Origin of the sequence: Kitasatospora dryopteridis (assembly GCF_050749075.1) — a bacterium.
GTDB lineage: Bacteria > Actinomycetota > Actinomycetes > Streptomycetales > Streptomycetaceae > Kitasatospora.
The window spans coordinates 5,555,321-5,574,603 of sequence record NZ_CP192749.1 but is presented as its reverse complement, the minus strand read 5'-3'; the positions used below and the strand labels follow the sequence as shown (position 1 = coordinate 5,574,603).

The following is a 19,283-nucleotide window of genomic DNA, read 5'->3' as shown; positions in this document are numbered from 1 at the left end:
ATGTGGACTGTTGAATTCACGGTGGCCCTCGTCCTGGTCCTGGCGGCCGGGACGGTGGTGGCCGTCGCCAACGCGCGGATGCGGCGGGTGCCGCACCCGCAGGGCCTGTCCGGGCGCGGGCTCCCGCTGCTGGACACCGCCTTCCTGGCGGGCGGCCCCGCCCGGGCCGCGGACACCGCCCTGGTGCGGATGCAGCAGGAGGGCCGGGTGATCGTGTCGCGGGCCGGCACGGTCACCGTCACCGACTCCTACCCGCGGGACGCCGTCGAGGCGGCGCTGATCGACGCGGCGGGCCCGGCCCGGCAGATCCAGGTGGACGCGCTGCGCCGGGCGGTCGCCCGCAGCGCCGCCGTCCAGGACATCGGCAACCGGCTGGCGGACCGCGGCCTGATGCGCCGTCCGGACCGCCACCGCGCGGTGGTGGTGGCGCGCCGCTTCCTCGGCCTGGCCCTGGTGGCCACGGTGGTGCTCGGCGTGGTCGCGATGGTCTCGTGGGCGACCCGGACGTTCTCCGACCGCTACGACGGCGCCCCGCCGATCTTCCCGTTCGCGGCGCTGCTGGTCCTCGGCATCGTCCTGATGGTGACCACCCGGCCCGACCGCAGCCGGATCACCCCGGCGGGCCGCCGCCAGCTGTCGCTGATGCAGGACGGCACGCCCTGGCGGCCGCACGACGTGGCGGCGCCGGCGGCGGCGCTGCTGGTCCTCGGCGCGCTCGCCCTGGAGGGCACCGACGAACTGGAGGACGAGGAGCTGCGGGCGGCCCTGGCGGCCCGGCAGCTGGCCACCTCCACCTCGTCCGGCTCCGACTCCGGCTCCTCGTCGAGCTGCGGCGGGTCGGTCACCTGGTGCGGGTCGAGCGACTCGGGCAGCGGCTCCTCGTCGAGCTCGTGCGGGTCGTCGAGCTGCGGGTCCTCGTCGAACTCCTGCGGGTCCTCGTCCAGCTCTTGCGGGTCCTCCGGCAGTTCGTGCTCGTCCGGCAGTTCGTGCGGCTCGAGCTGCGGCGGTGGATGCGGCGGCGGCTCCTGACCGGGTCGGTCACAGTTCGGTATCGCGGGCCGGGGACGTGTTCCCCGCCCGCCCCCACCGGGACTAGAACAAGCCCATGTGGGTGCTCCTCCTGATCCCGGCCTGCGCGGCTGCCGCGCTCTCCTGCCTGCAGCTGGTCCGGGTGGCGACGAGGGCGGACGTCCTCGACGGCACCGCACGACCGTCCGAAGCGGTGGGCATCGGCCTCTACGAGACCGCCTACCTCGCCGGCGGACCGGCCAGGGTGGTGGAGCTCGCCCTCGTCCTGATGGCCGGCCGCGGGCGGCTGCACCTGGCGCACACCGGCTGGACGACGGTGGTCGACCCGCGCGGCCGCAGCCGGCTGGAACGGGCCCTGATCGAGGCCATCGGTCCCGAGGGCCAGTGCCGGACGGCACCGCTGCGGGCCGCCCTGGCCGGCCACCCGACCGTGCGGGAGATCGGTGAACGCCTCGCCCGGGCCGGGCTGGCCACCCCCGAGTCCGTCCGGGTGGACACCTCGCGGGCGGTGAAGCAGGTACGCCGGGCATTGCTGCTCTGCCTGCTGCTGCTGGCCGCGTCGCTGGCCCTGGCCGCACCGGGCACCGGGGACGCCGGCGCGGCGGTCGCCTGGTTCTCGCTGCCGCTGATCCTCACCTGCGGCACCCTGCTGATGGCCCGGGTGGACGTCCACACCTACACCCGCTTCGCCGCCCCGGCCGGCATGGAGGTCCTGCGGACCGCCCGCGTCCCGCGCCAGCTCGGCCACGACCGCGACCCGGAGCAGGCCATGCTCACCGCCGTCGCCATGGTCGGCCCGGCAGCCCTCGCCGACGAACGCCTCCGCGCGGCCCTACGGACGTAGGGCAGGCCGAAGGGGCGCGTGAGGTGCTCCCCACACGCCCCTCGACGGCCCGTCAGTGCGGGTGTCAGGCCAGACCGGCGAAGAGGTCGGCGACCGGCTTGCGGCGGCCGGTGAAGAACGGGACCTCCTCGCGGACGTGCAGCCGGGCCCGGGACGGGCGCAGGTCGCGCATCAGGTCGACGATCCGGTGCAGCTCGTCCGCCTCGAAGGCGAGCAGCCACTCGTAGTCGCCGAGCGCGAAGGAGGCGACCGTGTTGGCCCGGACGTCCGGGTACCCGCGGGCCATCATGCCGTGCTCGGCGAGCATCGCGCGGCGCTCCTCGTCGGGCAGCAGGTACCACTCGTAGGAGCGGACGAACGGGTACACGCAGACGTACTCGCGGGGCCGCTCGTCGGCGAGGAACGCCGGGATGTGCGACTTGTTGAACTCCGCCGGGCGGTGCAGCGCCATGTTCGACCAGACCGGCTCCAGGGCGCGGCCCGCGGCGGTCCGCCGGAAGCGGTTGTACGCCTCCTGCAGGTCGTCGGAGTTCTCGGCGTGCCACCAGACCATCACGTCGGCGTCGGCCCGCAGGCCGGAGACGTCGTAGGTACCGCGCACCGTGACGTCCTTGGCGGCGAGCTGGGCGAAGAGCTCCTCCACCTCGGCGGCGAGGGCGGCGCGGTCCTCCGGCAGCTCGCCCTTGAGCTTGAACACCGACCACATGGTGTAGCGGATGACCTGGTTGAGGTCGCGGGCCTTCTTCTTCGCGGGCTGCTGTTCAGTGCTCTCAGTCATGTCCTCATTGTCCCTTCCGCACCGGCGGCACCGGCCGCCGGGGTCAACAACTCGTTGACGGCGCGGCGGGCGCTGCCGATGCAGGCCGGGATGCCCACGCCGTCGTACGCCGCGCCGCAGACCGCCAGCCGGCCGGCCGCGGCCACCTGCTCCCGCACCCGCGCCATCCGCTCCAGGTGCCCCACCGGGTACTGCGGCAGGCCGGCCCGCCAGCGGGTGACCGCGGTGGCGTACGGGGCGGCGCGCAGGCCGGTGGCGCGTTCGAGGTCGGCGAGGGAGCGGGCGACGAGCTCCTCGTCCGGCAGGTCGAGCGCCGCCTCCTCGCGGTGCCGTCCGAGCGAGGTGCGCAGCAGGAAGGCGTCGGGGGCGGAGCGGTCGAGCCAGCCCCACTTGTGCGAGGAGAAGGTGGACGCCTTGATCGCCCGGCCGTCCACCGGCGGCACCAGGAAGCCGCTGCCGTACGGGAGGGCGGCGGTGTCGGCGCGGTGGAAGGCCATGGTGACCAGGGCCATGCCGGCGTACTCGACGGTGTCCAGTTCGGCGGCGGCGGCGGGCACGTCGGTGCGCAGCAGGGCGGCCGCCTGCGGGGCGGGCACGGCGAGCACGACGGCGTCCGCGGGGAGGACCTCGCCGCCGGTCGCCACGCGCCAGCCCTCGGGGGTACGGCGCAGTCCGTCGACGGGGCTGTCGGTGCGCAGTTCGGCGCCGGCCCGGCGCAGGTGGGCGGCCGCGGCCTCGGGGAGGGTGCCGAGGCCGCCGCGGAGACCCTGGAAGACCGGCGGTCCGTCCGCGGCGCGCGGCGCGCCGACCAGGGCGTGCACGCCCTCGACGAGGCCGGTGCCGGCCCGGGCGAGCGGCAGCAGCTGCGGGACGGCGGCGCGCAGCGAGATCTCGTCGGCGTGGCCGGCGTAGACGCCGCCGAGCAGCGGTTCGACGAGGCGGTCGACGACTTCGCGGCCGAGCCGGGCGGCGACGTACTCGCCGATGGCGACGTCCTGGCCGACCTCGGTGGGCCGCTCGTGCCGGGCGCGTTCCAGACCGGCCTCGGAGAGCACCTCGGAGGCGGCGAGCGCGGCGAGGTCGCCGGGGACGCCCATCAGCTGTCCGCCGGGCAGCGGGCGCAGGGCGCCCCGGGTCCAGATCGCGGCGCGGGCGTCGGTGGGCGGCTCAAGTTCGTCCGCGAGTCCGACCGCCCGGGCGAGCTCGACGGCCTCGGGTCGGCGGGCGAGCATCGACTCGGCGCCGAGGTCGACCCGGACGCCGCCGACCTCCCCGGCCATGAGTTTGCCGCCGAACCGGCCGGACGCCTCCAGCAGCGTCACCCGGCGCGATCCGTCGGCCAGGAACACCGCGGCGGCGAGTCCGGCGATGCCGCCGCCGATCACCACGACATGAGGTTCTGCCATGTCCCGCAGTCTTGCACTCCTTACCCCCGGGGCCCCGGCTGCCCCGGCCGCCCGGCGGGGGCGGCCGCGCCGGCGGGCCGCCCCGGATGTCGGCGGCTCGTCAACTCCGGTGCGGCGCAGGGCCGGTGTACACCGGGACGAGGCCGGTTCGTGACCACTTCGGGATCACCGGAGCGGGTCCGGCCGGGCCGTTGCCGCGTCCAATGGTGCGACCGGAGCGAATCCCAGGGGAGGACGGACATGAGGTCCAGGGGCAGACGGGTGCTGGCGGGTGCGGCGGTGGCGGCGGTGCTGCTGCTGAGCGGGTGCAGCGCCGCGGAGCGCGGGGGTGCGTCCTCGGCGGACGCGGCGGCGGCGCCGGCCGAGGCGGTGGCACCAAAGGCGGCGCCGACCGCGGGCGGGCCCGCGGCGGGTGCGGGCGCGGCGGACAAGCCGGCCGGGCAGCCCACCGCCAATGCGTCGGGGGCGCCGACCGCGAACGCGGCCGACCACCGGTTCATCGCCTACACCGGCCGGATCGTGCTGGAGGTGAAGGCCGACGACAAGGGCGGTGCGGCCGAGGCGGTGCGGCGGGTCGCCGCGGACACCGGCGGCTACGTCGGCAGCGAGTCGCTCTCCGACGGGCGCGGCGGCCAGGGCGCCGGGCGGCTGGTGCTGCGGGTGCCGTCGGCCCGCTACCAGCAGGTGATGGAGCAGCTGGCGGGGCTCGGCACCGTGGTGTCGCGCAGCAGCGAGGCGGACGACCTGACGCAGCAGGTGGTCGACACCGAGAGCCGGATGAAGACCCAGCAGGCGTCGGTGGACCGGGTGCGGGCGCTGCTCGCCGAGGCGAAGTCGCTGTCCGAGGTGGTGTCGCTGGAGGGCGAGCTGACCCGGCGCGAGGCGGACCTGGAGTCGCTGAAGCAGCGCCAGCAGGAGCTGGCCTCGCAGACGTCGCTGTCGACCGTCACGGTGGAGCTGCGCCGTCCGGCCACGGCCCCGCCGGTGGCGGAGAAGGAGGACAGCGGCCTGTGGGCGTCGGTGGGCCGTGCGTTCGGCGGCGGCTGGCACGTCCTGCTGGCGGTGGTGCGCGGGGTGCTGGTGACGCTGGCGGCGCTGGCGCCGTTCCTGGTGGTGCTGGCCCCGGTGGCCTGGCTGGTCCGGCGGGCGGTGAAGCGGCGGCCGGCCACGCCGGTGCCGGCCTGGGCGGTGCCGCGTCAGGCGGGTGCCCCGGCGGCTGCGCCCGCGCCGCAGCCGGCGCCCGCCGCGCCGGCGGCCGAGGTGCAGAAGCCCGAGGGGCAGGAGCCCGGGACGGCCGGGGAGTGAGCACGGCGCGGCGGGGGCCCGGCCCGGGCCCCCGCCGCGGCGGTGTCAGCGGGCGCTGGCCTCGTGCACGAAGGCGACCAGGCGGGTCAGCGCGTCCGGGTCCATGGTCGGCATGACGCCGTGTCCGAGGTTGAAGATGTGGCCGCTGTCGCCGAGTGCGGCGGCGGCGTGCAGCACCTCGCGGGCCTTGGTCTCGACGACGTGGGTGGGTGCGTAGAGCACCGCCGGGTCGAGGTTGCCCTGCAGGCCCTTGTCGGGGCCGACCCGGTCGGCGGCGACGTTCAGCGGCACCCGCCAGTCGACGCCGACGACGTCCGCGCCGGCCTGGCCCATCAGGCCGAGGAGTTCGCCGGTGCCGACGCCGAAGTGGATGCGCGGCACGCCGTAGTGGGCGACCTCCTCGAAGACCCGGGCGCTGGCGGGCATCACCGAGCGGCGGTAGTCGTCGGGGGCGAGCGCGCCGACCCAGGAGTCGAAGAGCTGGATCGCGGAGGCGCCGGCCTCGATCTGGATCTTCAGGAAGGCGGCGGTGATGTCCGCCAGCCGGTCGACCAGGCCCGCCCACAGCTCGGGGGCGCCGTACATCATGGCCTTGGTCTTCTCGTGGCTCTTGGACGGCCCGCCCTCGACCAGGTAGCTGGCGAGGGTGAACGGGGCGCCGGCGAAGCCGATCAGCGGGGTGGTGCCGAGCTCGTCGACGAGCAGCCCGACCGCCTCGGTGATGTACGGCATGTCGTCGGGCTCCAGCGGGCGCAGCCGCTGCAGGTCCTCGACGGTGCGGATCGGGTCGGCGATGACCGGGCCGACGCCGGGCTTGATGTCGACGTCGATGCCGACGGCGCGCAGCGGCACCACGATGTCGCTGAAGAAGATCGCCGCGTCCACCTTGTGCCGGCGGACGGGCTGCAGCGTGATCTCCTTGACCAGCTCGGGGCGCATGCAGGACTCCAGCATCGGAATCCCCTCGCGCACCTTGAGGTACTCGGGCAGCGAGCGGCCGGCCTGCCGCATGAACCACACGGGCGTGTGCGGCACCGGCTCGCGGCGGGCGGCGCGCAGGAAGACGGAGTCGTACGCGGCGCCGCGGCGCACGGTGGACTGCGGGTCGGTCTCGGCTGCGGGGGTCGCCGCGGGTGTCTCGCTCACGGGTCAAATCTTCGCACGCGCCGCCCGCGGGGCCGCTCCGGGCGGCTCGTAGGTTCGTCCGATATCCACAACCCGTGGCGCTACGGCGCGCCGCACCGGCGAAAGTTGCTCGGATTGGGGGCGCGGGCGACCTAGGCTTCCCTCCATGGCAGCGGTCGGCGGACACCCCGCACAAGGTGGCGGAACTGAGAAGGAGGCGGCGCCGATCGAGTTCCGCCGCGCGGTCGAGGCGCTCGCCGGCGCCCGGCTCCGACCCGAGGTGCTGCTCTCCCCCGCGCCGGCCCCGCGCCGGCTGGCCCCGTTCGCGTACGCGGTGACCGCCGTGGTCGAGGTGGACGGCGAGGAGCTCGCGGACGGCCGCCTGGTGCTGCTGCACGACCCCGCCGGCCAGGAGGCCTGGAACGGGGACTTCCGCGTGGTGACGATGACCAGGGCCGAACTGGAGCCCGAGATCGCCGGCGACCCGATGCTGAGCGAGGTCGGCTGGGCCTGGCTGATGGACGCGCTGCAGGCGCACGGCGCCGGGTACGCGGAGCCGGGCGGCACGGTGACCCGCTGCGCCTCGCACTACTTCGGGGCGCTGGCGGAGCGTCCGGCGTCGACCGAGATCGAGGTGCGGGCGTCCTGGACGCCGGCCGACAAGCGGTTCGAGCGGCACCTGGCGGCCTGGGGCGACATGCTGTGCATCTGCGCCGGGCTGCCGCCGACCGCCACGGCGCCCGTGGCGATGACGGACGCCCCGTCACTCGGCGGCGTGGTGCCGATGCCGGCCCGCCGCCGGCCCCGCCCGCACTGAGCCGCGGGCCGCGGTACGGCCGCCGCTGCCCTTCCGGGGGACGTCCCGTCCGGCGCGGCCACTGCCACTCCCAGGGCTGATGGAGTGTGACTTCCGTCGCCGTCCGCGTCAATTACCCGGCAAAAATTGATCATTTCGATCCGGTATCGATCGAATCTGTGCGATTCAAGGGCATGTCGTATCAGTCACCTGCGCGATTTGTCCGTATTGTTACTCACTAGATCGTGATCTTTCGCTAAAGCCGGGCACGGATGATGCCGAAGGTGTCAGTGACCCTTTCCGATCGCGGAACACTCCGACCGCCCCCATCGGGGTTCCGTCCGCCACTCCCCACAGGAGGCCTGGTGTCGGTCCTTCTCGAGCACCCCGCAAACGTGGTCGCCTACCGGCCGACGAAGCCCACCGCCATGGTGGTCATCGCCGACCCGCGCGTCCGCCTCGTCTTTCGCGGTTTTCTTGATCGTCTTGTGGGCTACGCGGCTGCGGCGGCCCAGGCCCGGTGGACGGCGGCGATTTCGTGGTCGGTGGGCTGACCTGCGTGTTCGGGCATATTCCTGGCCGCAATGACGGTGCGCCGGAGCTTGACGACCATGTCCTGGAAGGACGGGGTGGTCTTGGTGGTGTACCAGGGGGCGCGGGCCCGGTGCTCGGCGACGTCGGCGGGGTGGTGGCCGTGAAGGGCGTACCAGATGACGGTGAGGCTGTAGACGTACAGGCCGAACGGCACGGTGCGCTCGACCGCCGCCCGGACCCTGTTCTGGGCCTGGCCGACGTCCAGGTGTTCGCGGACTTCCTCGAAGGTGGTCTCGATCGACCAGCGGCCGGCGTAGCGTTCCACCAGCTCGGCGGCGGGGGTGGTCAGGTCGGTGGTGACCAGGGCCAGGTCGAAGGGCTTGGTCGAGCCCGGGTCGCGGACGAGCAGGACGCGGATGGTGCGGGTGTGGAAGCTGCCGTACCACAGGCAGACGAGCTCGGCGATGTGCACGGTCGCGGGCGGCCGGTTGTACCGGGTGACGGTGTGCGCGGTGAAGACTGCCTGCTCGGCCCAGCTCTTCGGGGTGCCGATCTTGGCGCCCTTCAGGCACGGCCGGCCACGGCGGCCGGTCGGCGGCGGGGCGAGTTCGTACAGGGCGGCGTTGACCGGCAGCCGGCACGTCCACGTCACCGTGCCGGGCAGCTCGCGCAGGGCGCGGCCGTGGTAGGCGCCGTCGGCCACCACGTCGATCCGCCGGTCGGTGAACGCGCGGGCCAGCAGCGCGACCAGGTCGAGGGCGAGATCGACTTTCGTCTTCCCCTGTTTGGGGCGCCACAGCCGGGCCAGGATGGGCAACGCGATCGGGCGGGTGAGGAAAGGCAGGCGCACCACCAGGGCGACCACCACGAAGCAGGTCCCCCGCCCGATGGGCTTCGGTCCGGTGGCCGCACCGTCGTACTGCCACGCGGCACCGAAGACCTTGCGCCCCGTGCGCTTGAACAGCGTGTCGTCGACGGCGACCTGCAGCGCAGCCCCCGCGGGCAGCAGCCGCTCCACGATCAGACGGGCCAGCACGAGGCCGACCCGGTCCAGGTCCCACACCCCGGCGGCGAAGAACCGGTGGGCCCGGTCGTGCGGCCACCGGGCCGACAGTCCGGCGCCGGTCAGCATCCCGGTCACCGTCCGCCGCCCAGTACGTGTCACCGTCCCCGTGACCAGCGCCGCGAGCGTCTCGAACGACGGCGCGGTGAAGCAATCCCGGAAGACCGCCAGCACGAGTAACAGCGAAGGGGGTACGGTCCCCGGTGGAAGCATCGACGGCCCCTCGACAGAGGTGGAACAGACCCGTCGATGCTTCCGCACGTCTACGACACAAGCCCCCTCTTTCGATCATGAAAACCGCGAAAGACGAGTCAGCTCGCCATGCCGCTCAACGCCGCCGCGCTGGTCGCCGTCCAGGGCTTCGGCCCGCGGGTGAACCGGCGCCAGCTCGACCAGTGGCTGGCCGCCCTGCAGCGCGCCCGCGAGCTGCCGGAGTCCCAGCTGCCCGCCGCCGCGGCGCCGCACGACGGGCCGCCGCCGCCCCGCGCCTGGGCCGACAAGGACCCGGTGGCGGCGGCGCGGCTGTCCGCGGCGCGGGCCGCGGTGTCGGCGATCGCCGAGGAGAAGAACCTGCCGGCCGAGAACCTGATCACGCCGGACCTCGTCCGGCGGGTCTGCTGGGAGCCCCCGGCGGTGGCCGACGCCGAGAACATCGCCACCTCCCTCCGCCGCCTCGGCGCCCGCCGGTGGCAGACCGACCTGGTCTCCCCGGCCCTCGCCACCGCCTTCGACGAGGCCGCCGGCTAGGTCGGGGCGGCAAGCCGCCAGGGGCGCGGGGAACTGCGCGAGAAGGAAGGCCACGATCCGTACCTTCCTTCTCGCGCGGTTCCCCGCGCCCCTGTTTTGCTCGGCCCGACCTGTGTGCTGGGGGACACACCCCGTCCGGGGGGTGTGGCCCCTGGGCAAGTTAGTTACCGACGGGTAGCATGGCTGTGAAGCAGCGCCGCTCCACCCGTGAGCCGTGCGGACTGCGCTTAACGTCATGTCCCCTGGGAGGAGAGCCCCCGTGCCTCGTACCGCGAGGGACGTCGTCTTCGTCGACGGCGTCCGCACCCCGTTCGGCAAGGCAGGCCCGAAGGGCATCTACCACGAGACCCGCGCGGACGACCTGGTCGTCAAGTGCATCCGTGAGCTGGTGCGCCGCAACCCGAACCTGCCCGTCGAGCGCATCGACGAGGTCGCCATCGCCGCGACCACGCAGATCGGCGACCAGGGCCTGACCATCGGCCGCACCGCCGGCCTCCTCGCCGGCCTGCCGAAGTCCGTCCCCGGCTACGCCATCGACCGCATGTGCGCCGGCGCGATGACCGCCGTCACCACCACCGCGGGCGGCATCGCCTTCGGCGCGTACGACATCGTCGTCGCCGGCGGTGTCGAGCACATGGGCCGCCACCCGATGGGCGAGGGCGTGGACCCGAACCCGCGCTTCGTGTCGGAGAAGCTGGTCGACGAGTCCGCCCTGTTCATGGGCATGACCGCGGAGAACCTGCACGACCGCCTCCCGCACATCACCAAGGAGCGCTGCGACGCCTACGCCGTGCGCTCCCAGGAGAAGGCCGCCAAGGCGTACGCCAACGGCGACATCCAGCCGGACCTGGTGCCGATCGCGATCCGCAACACCAACCCCGAGGTCGGCGAGACCGGCTGGGGCCTGGCGACGACGGACGAGCCGATGCGCCCGGGCACCACCATGGAGTCGCTGGCGAACCTCAAGACCCCGTTCCGCCCGCACGGCAACATCACCGCGGGCAACGCGGCCGGCCTGAACGACGGCGCCACCGCCTCGCTGCTGGCCGCCGAGGACGTCGCCGAGGAGCTCGGCCTCCCGATCAAGATGCGCCTGGTCTCCTACGCCTTCGCCGGCGTGGAGCCCGAGGTCATGGGCATCGGCCCCGTCCCGGCGACGGAGAAGGCGCTGGCCAAGGCCGGCCTGACCATCGACGACATCGGCGCCTTCGAGATCAACGAGGCGTTCGCCGTCCAGGTGCTCTCGCTGCTCGACCACTACGGCATCGCCGACGACGACGAGCGCGTCAACCCGTACGGCGGCGCGATCGCCTTCGGCCACCCGCTGGCCTCCACCGGCGTCCGCCTGATGACGCAGCTGGCGCGCCGCTTCGAGCAGCGCCCCGACGTCCGCTACGGCCTGACCACCATGTGCATCGGCTTCGGCATGGGCGGCACGGTCATCTGGGAGAACCCGCACTTCGAGGGGAACAAGTGACCGTGAGCACCACCGAGCTGCTGAAGCGCGCCGCCGAGCTGTTCCCCGGCGAGGTCGTCACCACCGCGCACGTCCGCCACCTGGACCTGCCCAAGCAGGCCGGCAAGCTGGCGCTGATCACCCTGGACAACGGCTTCGACCACACCAAGCCGACCACCTTCGGCCCGGGCTCGCTCGCGAAGCTCTCCGAGGCGCTGGACCAGGTCGAGGCCGAGGCCGCCGAGGGCAAGATCGCCGCGGTCGCCATCACCGGCAAGCCGTTCATCTTCGCGGTCGGCGCCGACCTCAAGGGCGTCGAGGTGCTCAAGGAGCACAGCGACGCGCTGGCCATCGGCAAGGGCGGCCACGACGTCTTCAAGCGGATCGCCGCGCTGCCCGTCCCCTCCTTCGCCTACTACAACGGCGCGGCGATGGGCGGCGGCGTCGAGGTCGGCCTGCACTGCACCTACCGCACGGTGAGCTCCGGCATCCCGGCGTTCTCGCTGCCGGAGGTCTTCCTGGGCCTCGTCCCGGGCTGGGGCGGCTGCACCATCCTGCCGAACCTGATCGGCCCGGCGAAGGCCGTCAAGGTCATCGTCGAGAACTCGATGAGCCAGAACAAGCAGCTCAAGGGCAAGGAGGTGTTCGAGCTCGGCATCGCGGACGCGATCTTCGAGCCGGCCGACTTCCTGGAGCAGTCGCTGCACTGGACGGCCTCCGTGCTCACCGGCGAGACCGCCGTGGCGCGTGAGGAGATCGACCGCGGCAAGGCCTGGGACGACGCCGTCGCCTGGGGCCGCCTGGTCGCCGACGCCAAGGTGCACGGCGCCGCGCCGGCCGCCTACAAGGCGCTGGACATCATCCAGCAGGTCAAGGACCAGGACCTGCAGGCCGGCTTCGACGCCGAGGACGTGGCGCTGGCCGACCTCATCATGGGCGGCGAGCTGCGCAGCGGCCTCTACGCCTTCAACCTGGTGCAGCGCCGCGCCAAGCGCCCCTTCGGCGCGCCGGACAAGTCGCTGGCCCGCCCGGTCAGCAAGGTCGGCGTCGTCGGCGCGGGCCTGATGGCCTCGCAGCTGGCGCTGCTGTTCGCCCGCCGCCTCGAGGTGCCGGTCGTGCTGACCGACATCGACCAGGAGCGCATCGACAAGGGCGTGGGCTACGTCCACGGCGAGATCGACAAGCTGCTCGACAAGGGCCGGATCAACGGCGACAAGGCCAACAAGCTCAAGGGCCTGGTCTCCGGCCACCTGGACAAGGCGGTCGCCTTCGGGGACGCGGACTTCGTGATCGAGGCCGTGTTCGAGGAGATGGGCGTCAAGCAGAACGTCTTCGCCGAGCTGGAGGCCGTGGTCTCGCCGACCACCATCCTGGCGACCAACACCTCCTCGCTGTCGGTCACCGAGATGGCCTCCAAGCTGGAGCACCCGGAGCGGGTCGTCGGCTTCCACTTCTTCAACCCGGTCGCGATCCTCCCGCTGCTGGAGATCGTCCGCGCGGAGAAGACCGACGACGCCTCGCTGGCCACCGCCTTCGGCGTGGCCAGGAAGCTGAAGAAGACGGCCGTGCTGACCAAGGACGCCCCGGCGTTCGTGGTGAACCGGATCCTGACCCGCTTCATGGGCGAGATCCAGGGCATCATCGACGAGGGCACCCCGTTCGAGACCGTCGAGAAGGCCGTGCAGCCGCTCGGCCTGCCGATGTCCCCGATCGCGCTGCTGGAGCTGGTCGGCCCGGCCATCGCCCTGCACGTGTCGGAGACCCTGCACGGCGCCTTCCCGGAGCGGTTCACCGTCTCCGAGAACCTCGGCAAGGTGGTCAAGGCCGGCAAGCGCGGCTTCTACATCTGGCAGGACGGCAAGCAGGTCCCCGACCCCGAGGTGCTGGAGCTGCTGACCTTCGGCGACAACGTGCTGACCGAGGAGCAGGTGCGCGCCCGCGCCCTGGACGCGGTCGCGCAGGAGATCGGCCTGATGCTGGACGAGGGCGTCGTCGGCGAGGCGCAGGACATCGACCTGTGCATGATCACCGGCGCCGGCTGGCCCTTCCACCTGGGCGGCATCACGCCGTACCTGGACCGCGAGGGCGTCTCGGAGCGCGTGAACGGCAAGCGCTTCCTCGCCCAGGGCGTGGCCTCCGTCCCGGCCTGAGCCCCGTAGCGACGACGAAGGGCCCCCGCCACCCGGCGGGGGCCCTTCGCGCGTCCTGGAAGCCCCTGCGGCCGCGCCGCCGCCCGCAGGGTTCCGGGGGCGGAGCGGGGCGCGAAGGTGCGGCGGAGGGCCGTGCGCTACTTCTTCAGGCGGTAGATGACGGTGTCGCCGGTGACGCCGACGACCTCGTAGTGGGTGTCGAGCAGGCTCTCGATGCGGGGGATCAGCAGCGGCTGGTAGGGGGCGGTACCGGAGTCGTCGACGACGATCTCGGGCAGGCCCTTGGCGGCGAGCTCCTGGTCGAAGGTCTGCCAGGCCTCGCTGACGCTGTACTGCTCGCCGACCTTCTGGCCGTCCTTGCCGCCGCTGAAGTTGGTCAGGAAACCGGCCGTCAGGTAGCGGCTGGCGGGGCGGCGGTCGGCCAGCCAGTACAGCTCGGGGTGCATGCCCCAGACCAGCACGGTGTCCTTGGGCGTGGTCTGCTTGGCGACCGCGGTGGCGACCTCGGTGGTCTGGGTGAGCTTCTGCCCGGGCCAGAACACCGCGAGCCCCCAGAAGAAGGTGCAGGCGACGGCCGAGTACGTCAGCACGGGCCGCCAGCGCACCGCGGAGGTGGAGACGGCGCCGACGCCGAGCAGCACCAGCGGCGGCATCAGCTGCAGGTAGTAGTGGCCGAAGAAGTGGAAGCCCACGCTGACCGCGACAGCCGAGGACAGCAGCCACACCCACAGGTCGGCGGTGGAGCCGTGCTCCTCCGCCGCCCCGGGCAGGCTGCGGCGGCCGCGGCGCAGCCACAGCCGGTACCCGATCGGCACGACGAAGCCGAGCCCGGCGGCCAGCAGGATCGCCGAGTTGCCGAGCGCCCGGCCGGTCATCTGCAGCCAGGCGCCGCCGAGCGAGGCGTAGTCTCCGCTGCCGGTGACCACCCAGAACAGGAAGCCCTTGGGCTTGGTGAGGATCAGTGCGACCAGGGCTATCGGCAGGGCGAAGCCGAAGCCGATGGTGGCCAGGGCGGGCGGCCAGCGCACGCCGCGCCGCCGGGTGTCCTGCAGCAGCATCCACAGCACCGGCAGCAGCACTGCGCCGCCGGTCTGCTTGGTGAGCGAGCAGAGTGCGACCGCGATGCCGGCGGCGAGCCAGCGGCGGCGCTCCGCGTAGCGGAAGGCGGCCACCATGGCGGGCAGCATGAAGACCTCGAAGGTGGCCGCCTGGGTGTCCTCGGGCGAGAGGCCGATGGACAGCAGCAGGTACAGCACGCCGGCCGCGCCGCCGGCCCGGTTGCCCCAGCGGCCGCGGGCGATGGAGGCCAGCAGCACGGCGGTGGCGAGGTGGGCGACGATCGCCAGGCTGCGCTGCGGCCACAGCGAGCCGGAGCCGAACAGGGCGAAGCACGCCTGGTAGAGCCAGGGCAGCAGCGGCGGCTTGCGGTCGACGACGGTGTCGTAGAGCACGCCGCCGTCGGCGAGCATCCGGGCCTGGGTGGCGAGGTAGCCCTCGTCCGGGCTCCACACCGGCCGCAGGAAGGACGGGATGTGGGTGAGGACGGCCAGCAGGGCCAGCACCGGGACCAGCCGGCTCCAGTAGCCCGTCCGGACCTGCTCGCGGATGCGGGCGGTCACGGCGGGGCGGCTGGAGGTCGGTGTGGGCACGGGTGACAACCTACCGGGCGCCCGTGTCGGCGGGTGCGCTGGTCCGGGATCGCGACCGGTCTGCCCTGGTTCGGGCGTGCCGGAGCCCCGGGTGCGAGCGGTTCGGACCCGGGGCTCCGGCGGTGGCAAGGCGTCAGGCCTGGACGGGCTGCGCGCCGAGGCGCGCCACCAGGGCGGTCACCTGACGGGCGATGTCCGGGGCGGTGAGGCCGATCTCGGCGAGGATCTCCTCGCGCTTGGCGTGGTCGAGGAACTCCTGCGGGATGCCGAAGTCGCGCAGCGGCAGGTCGACGTCGGCGTCGCGCAGGGCCTGCGCGATCGCGGCGCCGACGCCGCCGACGCGGCCGTTGTCCTCGACGGTGACGACGACGCGGTGCTCGGAGGCGAGACCGGGCAGGGCCTTGTCGACCGGCTTGACCCAGCGGGGGTCGACGACGGTGGAGGTGATGCCCTGGGCGTCGAGCAGCTCGGCGGCCTCCAGGCAGATCGGGGCCATCGCGCCGACGGAGACGATGAGCACGTCGGCGCGCTTGTCGCCGCCCGGCTCGCCGCTCTCGCGGAGCACGTCCATGCCGCCGACGCGGCCGAGGGCGGGGACGGCGGGGCCGACGGTGCCCTTGGAGTAGCGGACGACGGTGGGGGCGTCGGGGACCTCGACGGCCTCGCGGAGCTGGGCGCGGACCTGGTCGGCGTCGCGCGGGGCGGCGAGCCGCAGGCCCGGGACGGTCTGCAGGATCGACATGTCCCACATGCCGTTGTGCGAGGCGCCGTCGGTGCCGGTGACGCCGGCACGGTCGAGCACGAAGGTGACGCCGAGCTTGTGCAGGGCGACGTCCATCAGCACCTGGTCGTAGGCGCGGTTGAGGAAGGTCGCGTAGACGGCGACGACCGGGTGCAGGCCGTTGGTGGCCAGGCCGGCCGCGGAGACGGCGGCGTGCTGCTCGGCGATGCCGACGTCGAAGATGCGGTCCGGGTAGGCCTTGGCGAAGGGGGCCAGACCGACCGGGTGGAGCATGGCGGCGGTGATCGCCACGATGTCCTTGCGCTCGCGGCCGAGGGCGACCATCTCCTCGCCGAAGACGGACGTCCAGTCCTTGCCGGAGGACTTCACCGGGAGGCCGGTGTCGGGGTGGATGACGCCGACCGCGTGGAAGCGGTCCTCGTCGTTGTTCTCGGCGGCGTGGTAGCCGCGGCCCTTCTCGGTGATGCAGTGCACGATGACCGGGCCGCCGAAGCCGCGGGCCTTGGTGAACGCGGACTCCAGCGCCACCAGGTCGTGACCGTCGATCGGGCCGATGTACTTGAGGCCGAGGTCCTCGAACATGCCCTGCGGGGCGATGAAGTCCTTGAGGCCCTTCTTGGCGCCGTGCAGGGTGTCGAACATCGCCTGGCCGACGACGGGGGTGCGCTGCAGCGCGTCCTTGCCCCAGGAGAGGAACCGCTCGTAGCCCTGGGTGGTGCGCAGGGTGGAGAGGTGGTTGGCGAGGCCGCCGATGGTCGGGGAGTAGGAGCGCTCGTTGTCGTTGACGACGATGACGACCGGCAGGTCCTTGGCGTCGGCGATGTTGTTGAGCGCCTCCCAGGCCATGCCGCCGGTGAGCGCGCCGTCGCCGATGACGGCGACGACCGGGCGGTCCTTGTGGCCCTGGATCTTGTTGGCCTTGGCCAGGCCGTCGGCGTAGCCGAGGACGGTGGAGGCGTGCGAGTTCTCGATCACGTCGTGCTCGGACTCGGCGCGGGACGGGTAGCCGGAGAGGCCTCCCTTCATCTTCAGCCGGGAGAAGTCCTGGCGGCCGGTGAGCAGCTTGTGGACGTAGCTCTGGTGACCGGTGTCGAAGAGGATGCGGTCGCGCGGGGAGTCGAAGACCCGGTGCATGGCGATGGTGAGCTCGACCACACCCAGGTTGGGGCCGAGGTGGCCGCCCGTCTTCGAGACCTCTTCGACCAGGAAGCCCCGGATCTCCTCGGCCAGGTCGGCCAGCTGCGCCGGGGTGAGCCGGTCGAGATCGCGCGGTCCCCTAATGCGGGTCAGCAGGGCCACCCGTTCCTCCTCGTTGACTGTTCCCGGACCACCGTCGGTCCGGCCGGGCTTCCCCGACTGCACGAGTCTAATGTCCGGCTGGCGGACACCACGCGGCGCAGGGGGCTCCCATGACATGACGGGGCCCGGCACCCGATCGGTTCGGGTGCCGGGCCTCACACTGCGTTCGGCGTGTCGTCAGCCCCGGCCGCTGGACTTCTGGGTCCGGCGGGAGACGGAGTCGAGCACGACGGCGCCGAGCAGCACCGCGCCGGTGATCATGTACTGGATCGCCTGGTTGACGTGCACCAGGTCGAGGCCGGTGATGATCGACTGGATGACCAGGATGCCGAGCAGGGCGGACCAGGTCTTGCCGCGGCCGCCGAAGAGGCTGGTGCCGCCGATGACGGCCGCCGCGATCGAGTTCATCAGGACGTTGCCGCTGCCGAGCAGCTTGTCCGCGGAGCCCTGCTGGGAGGCGATGAAGAGGCCGCCCAGGGCCGCCATGCCGGCCGAGATCATGAAGACCGAGATCCGGACCCACGCGACGTTGATGCCGGCGCGGCGGGCCGCCTCGACGCTGCCGCCGACCGCGAAGATCTGCCGGCCGTAGGAGGTGCGGCGGAGCACGAAGTCGGTGATGACGACGATCGAGAGGAAGATCACCAGGGGCAGCGGCAGGCCGCGGTCCTGGTTGAGCATGTAGGCGGCGACCAGGCCGATGACGGCGAGCACGCCGGTGCGCAGGGCGATCTCGCTCATCGGGCGGGCCGGCAGGCCGGCGTCGCCGCGGCGCTTGGCGTCCAGGAACTGGCCGGCGCCGAAGAGCGCGATGCCGAGGATCGCGAAGCCCCAGGTGAAGGCGACGTCGCCGTCGCCGAGGAAGTAGGTGTCCAGGTTGGCGAGGACGCCGTCGTTCAGGACGTTGACGGTGCCCTTGTCGCCGAGGACGTACATCTGCAGACCGCTCCAGGCGAGCAGGCCGGCCAGGGTGACGACGAAGGCGGGGACGCCGATCTTGGCGAAGAAGAAGCCGTGCAGGGCGCCGATGGCGACGGCGGCCGCGATGGCGATCAGGCAGGCGAGCCACTCGTTGAGGCCGGAGCGCACCGAGAGGACGGCGGCTATCGCGGCGGAGACGCCGGCGATCGAGCCGAGGGAGAGGTCGATCTCACCGAGCAGCAGCACGAAGACGATGCCGACGGCGATGAGGCCGGGGCCGGCGACCCACTTGGTGATGTTGGTGAGGTTGTCGGCGTTCAGGAAGTCGCCGGTGATGCCCTGGAAGATGGCGCCGATGAGGATCAGGCCGAGCACGACCGGGACGGAGCCCAGGTCGCCGCTCTTCATCTTGCGCTTGAACTCGGCGAGGTAGCCGGAGAATCCGGCCTCGCGGACGAGCAGTCGGGGGTCGACGGCCGGGGACGCGGCGGGCGCGGGCGCCGCCTCGGCTGCACCGTCGGTGGTCTGGTCGGTCGTCACTTCGCTTCCTCCGCGAGACGTGCCTGACGCCGGGTCACGGCGTTCTCGGTGGCGCCGGTGATGGCGGAGATGATCTCCTCGTGCGAGGTGCCGGCCACCTCGAAGACGCCGTTGTTGCGGCCCAGGCGGAGCACCGCGACGGTGTCCGCGACGGCCTTGACGTCGGCCATGTTGTGGCTGATCAGGATGACGCCGAGGCCGCGGTCGCGCAGGCGCTCGACCAGGTCGAGGACCTGGGCGGTCTGCTCGACGCCGAGGGCGGCGGTGGGCTCGTCCAGGATGACGATCTTGGGGTCGCCGACCAGGGCGCGGGCGATCGCGACGACCTGGCGCTGACCGCCGGACAGCGCGGCGATCGGGATGCGGACGCTGGGGATGCGGATCGACAGGGTGTCGAGCAGCTCCTTGGCACGCTTCTCCATCGCGACCTCGTCGAGCGCGCCGAACTTCTTCAGCTCGCGGCCGAGGAACAGGTTGCCGACCACGTCGAGGTTGTCGCAGAGCGCGAGGTCCTGGTAGACGGTGGCGACACCGAGGGCCTGGGCGTCGTGCGGCCGGTTGATCGCGACCTTGTTGCCCTCCCACTCGATGGAACCCTCGTCGATGGGGTGCACACCGGCGATCGTCTTCACCAGCGTCGACTTGCCTGCACCGTTGTCGCCGACCAGGGCGACCACCTCGCCGGCGTGGACCTCCAGGTGTACATCGGTGAGCGCCTGAACGGCACCGAAGCGCTTGGAGACACCGCGCAACGCCAGTACGGGTGCGCCTGTCACGTGAACCATCTCCTTCATCCGCGCCGGCCCCCGGAAGTGGGCATGACACGGCCTGCCGCGCGCCGACCCGGGCGCGAAGGTTAGTGCGAGAAAAGGGGTGGGGCGGGCCGGGGACCTCGGGGC

The 19,283-nt window shown here is 72.8% G+C and carries 14 protein-coding genes and 2 pseudogenes; 8 read left to right on the top strand and 8 right to left on the bottom strand.

Annotated features, from left to right (window positions below; all coding sequences use genetic code 11):
- The gene (locus tag ACQ614_RS25130; protein ID WP_431680924.1) at positions 1-1,029 is read left to right on the top strand and encodes a TIGR04222 domain-containing membrane protein; all 1,029 of its coding nucleotides are present in this window, start codon (positions 1-3) and stop codon (positions 1,027-1,029) included.
- A 76-nt stretch (positions 1,030-1,105) separates the two neighbouring features.
- The gene (locus ACQ614_RS25125) at positions 1,106-1,873 is read left to right on the top strand and encodes a TIGR04222 domain-containing membrane protein (protein ID WP_431680922.1); all 768 of its coding nucleotides are present in this window, start codon (positions 1,106-1,108) and stop codon (positions 1,871-1,873) included.
- A 64-nt stretch (positions 1,874-1,937) separates the two neighbouring features.
- Here the strand turns inward: ACQ614_RS25125 and hemQ are convergent, their stop codons facing one another.
- Both hemQ and hemG read right to left on the bottom strand, forming a co-directional pair.
- The gene (gene hemQ / locus ACQ614_RS25120; RefSeq protein WP_431680921.1) at positions 1,938-2,651 is read right to left on the bottom strand and encodes a hydrogen peroxide-dependent heme synthase; all 714 of its coding nucleotides are present in this window, start codon (positions 2,649-2,651) and stop codon (positions 1,938-1,940) included.
- Entirely contained in the window at positions 2,648-4,057 is a 1,410-nt protein-coding gene (gene hemG / locus ACQ614_RS25115; protein ID WP_431680919.1) for a protoporphyrinogen oxidase, read from the bottom strand. Before hemG ends, hemQ begins: the two co-directional genes overlap by 4 nt.
- 240 nt (positions 4,058-4,297) lie before the next feature.
- On the opposite strand from hemG, the gene ACQ614_RS25110 reads away from it, so the two are divergent.
- Entirely contained in the window at positions 4,298-5,362 is a 1,065-nt protein-coding gene (locus tag ACQ614_RS25110) for a DUF4349 domain-containing protein (RefSeq protein ID WP_431680918.1), read from the top strand.
- 45 nt (positions 5,363-5,407) lie between these two features.
- Here ACQ614_RS25110 and hemE read toward each other — a convergent pair whose 3' ends face one another.
- Complete coding sequence (hemE, locus tag ACQ614_RS25105) at positions 5,408-6,454, bottom strand: uroporphyrinogen decarboxylase (RefSeq protein ID WP_431684018.1); 1,047 nt, start codon at positions 6,452-6,454, stop codon at positions 5,408-5,410.
- Positions 6,455-6,653: 199 nt separating this feature from the next.
- On the opposite strand from hemE, the gene ACQ614_RS25100 reads away from it, so the two are divergent.
- Positions 6,654-7,304: a DUF3000 domain-containing protein gene (locus ACQ614_RS25100; RefSeq protein WP_431680917.1), complete on the top strand. Its 651-nt coding sequence runs from the start codon at positions 6,654-6,656 to the stop codon at positions 7,302-7,304.
- A gap of 344 nt (positions 7,305-7,648) precedes the next feature.
- Positions 7,649-7,741, top strand: a pseudogene (locus ACQ614_RS25095) (DNA-binding response regulator); the annotation flags it as partial.
- Between the two features lie 35 nt (positions 7,742-7,776).
- Here ACQ614_RS25095 and ACQ614_RS25090 read toward each other — a convergent pair.
- Positions 7,777-9,093 (bottom strand): IS701 family transposase, encoded by a 1,317-nt coding sequence (locus ACQ614_RS25090; RefSeq protein ID WP_431675996.1) that lies wholly within the window; start codon positions 9,091-9,093, stop codon positions 7,777-7,779.
- A 102-nt stretch (positions 9,094-9,195) separates the two neighbouring features.
- On the opposite strand from ACQ614_RS25090, the pseudogene ACQ614_RS25085 reads away from it, so the two are divergent.
- From ACQ614_RS25085 to ACQ614_RS25075, 3 genes and pseudogenes are all read left to right on the top strand, one after another.
- A pseudogene (locus ACQ614_RS25085) lies at positions 9,196-9,627 on the top strand (ribonuclease D); the annotation flags it as partial.
- A 259-nt stretch (positions 9,628-9,886) separates the two neighbouring features.
- A complete protein-coding gene (locus tag ACQ614_RS25080; RefSeq protein ID WP_363500724.1) occupies positions 9,887-11,104 on the top strand; it encodes a thiolase family protein in 1,218 nt (405 codons plus the stop codon).
- Positions 11,105-11,106: 2 nt separating this feature from the next.
- Positions 11,107-13,233, top strand: coding sequence for a 3-hydroxyacyl-CoA dehydrogenase NAD-binding domain-containing protein (locus ACQ614_RS25075; RefSeq protein WP_431680916.1), 2,127 nt, complete (start codon positions 11,107-11,109; stop codon positions 13,231-13,233).
- A 137-nt stretch (positions 13,234-13,370) separates the two neighbouring features.
- Here ACQ614_RS25075 and ACQ614_RS25070 read toward each other — a convergent pair whose 3' ends face one another.
- The 4 genes from ACQ614_RS25070 to ACQ614_RS25055 all read right to left on the bottom strand — a co-directional run bounded on the left by ACQ614_RS25070 (position 13,371) and on the right by ACQ614_RS25055 (position 19,169).
- Complete coding sequence (locus ACQ614_RS25070; protein ID WP_363500730.1) at positions 13,371-14,882, bottom strand: ArnT family glycosyltransferase; 1,512 nt, start codon at positions 14,880-14,882, stop codon at positions 13,371-13,373.
- 133 nt (positions 14,883-15,015) lie between these two features.
- Entirely contained in the window at positions 15,016-16,923 is a 1,908-nt protein-coding gene (dxs, locus tag ACQ614_RS25065; protein ID WP_431680914.1) for a 1-deoxy-D-xylulose-5-phosphate synthase, read from the bottom strand.
- Positions 16,924-17,100: 177 nt separating this feature from the next.
- Positions 17,101-18,384 (bottom strand): sugar ABC transporter permease, encoded by a 1,284-nt coding sequence (locus ACQ614_RS25060; RefSeq protein WP_431680913.1) that lies wholly within the window; start codon positions 18,382-18,384, stop codon positions 17,101-17,103.
- A complete protein-coding gene (locus tag ACQ614_RS25055; protein WP_363500739.1) occupies positions 18,381-19,169 on the bottom strand; it encodes an ATP-binding cassette domain-containing protein in 789 nt (262 codons plus the stop codon). Before ACQ614_RS25055 ends, ACQ614_RS25060 begins: the two co-directional genes overlap by 4 nt.
- Positions 19,170-19,283: the final 114 nt, after the last annotated feature.

Excerpts from the sequence above, each read along its gene's own strand:
- ACQ614_RS25130 (WP_431680924.1), top strand. The coding sequence starts at position 1 with ATGTGGACTGTTGAATTCACGGTGGCCCTCGTCCTGGTCCTGGCGGCC.
- ACQ614_RS25125 (WP_431680922.1), top strand. The coding sequence starts at position 1,106 with ATGTGGGTGCTCCTCCTGATCCCGGCCTGCGCGGCTGCCGCGCTCTCC.
- hemQ (WP_431680921.1), bottom strand. The coding sequence starts at position 2,651 with ATGACTGAGAGCACTGAACAGCAGCCCGCGAAGAAGAAGGCCCGCGAC.
- hemG (WP_431680919.1), bottom strand. The coding sequence starts at position 4,057 with ATGGCAGAACCTCATGTCGTGGTGATCGGCGGCGGCATCGCCGGACTC.
- ACQ614_RS25110 (WP_431680918.1), top strand. The coding sequence starts at position 4,298 with ATGAGGTCCAGGGGCAGACGGGTGCTGGCGGGTGCGGCGGTGGCGGCG.
- ACQ614_RS25100 (WP_431680917.1), top strand. The coding sequence starts at position 6,654 with ATGGCAGCGGTCGGCGGACACCCCGCACAAGGTGGCGGAACTGAGAAG.
- ACQ614_RS25090 (WP_431675996.1), bottom strand. The coding sequence starts at position 9,093 with ATGCTTCCACCGGGGACCGTACCCCCTTCGCTGTTACTCGTGCTGGCG.
- ACQ614_RS25055 (WP_363500739.1), bottom strand. The coding sequence starts at position 19,169 with ATGGTTCACGTGACAGGCGCACCCGTACTGGCGTTGCGCGGTGTCTCC.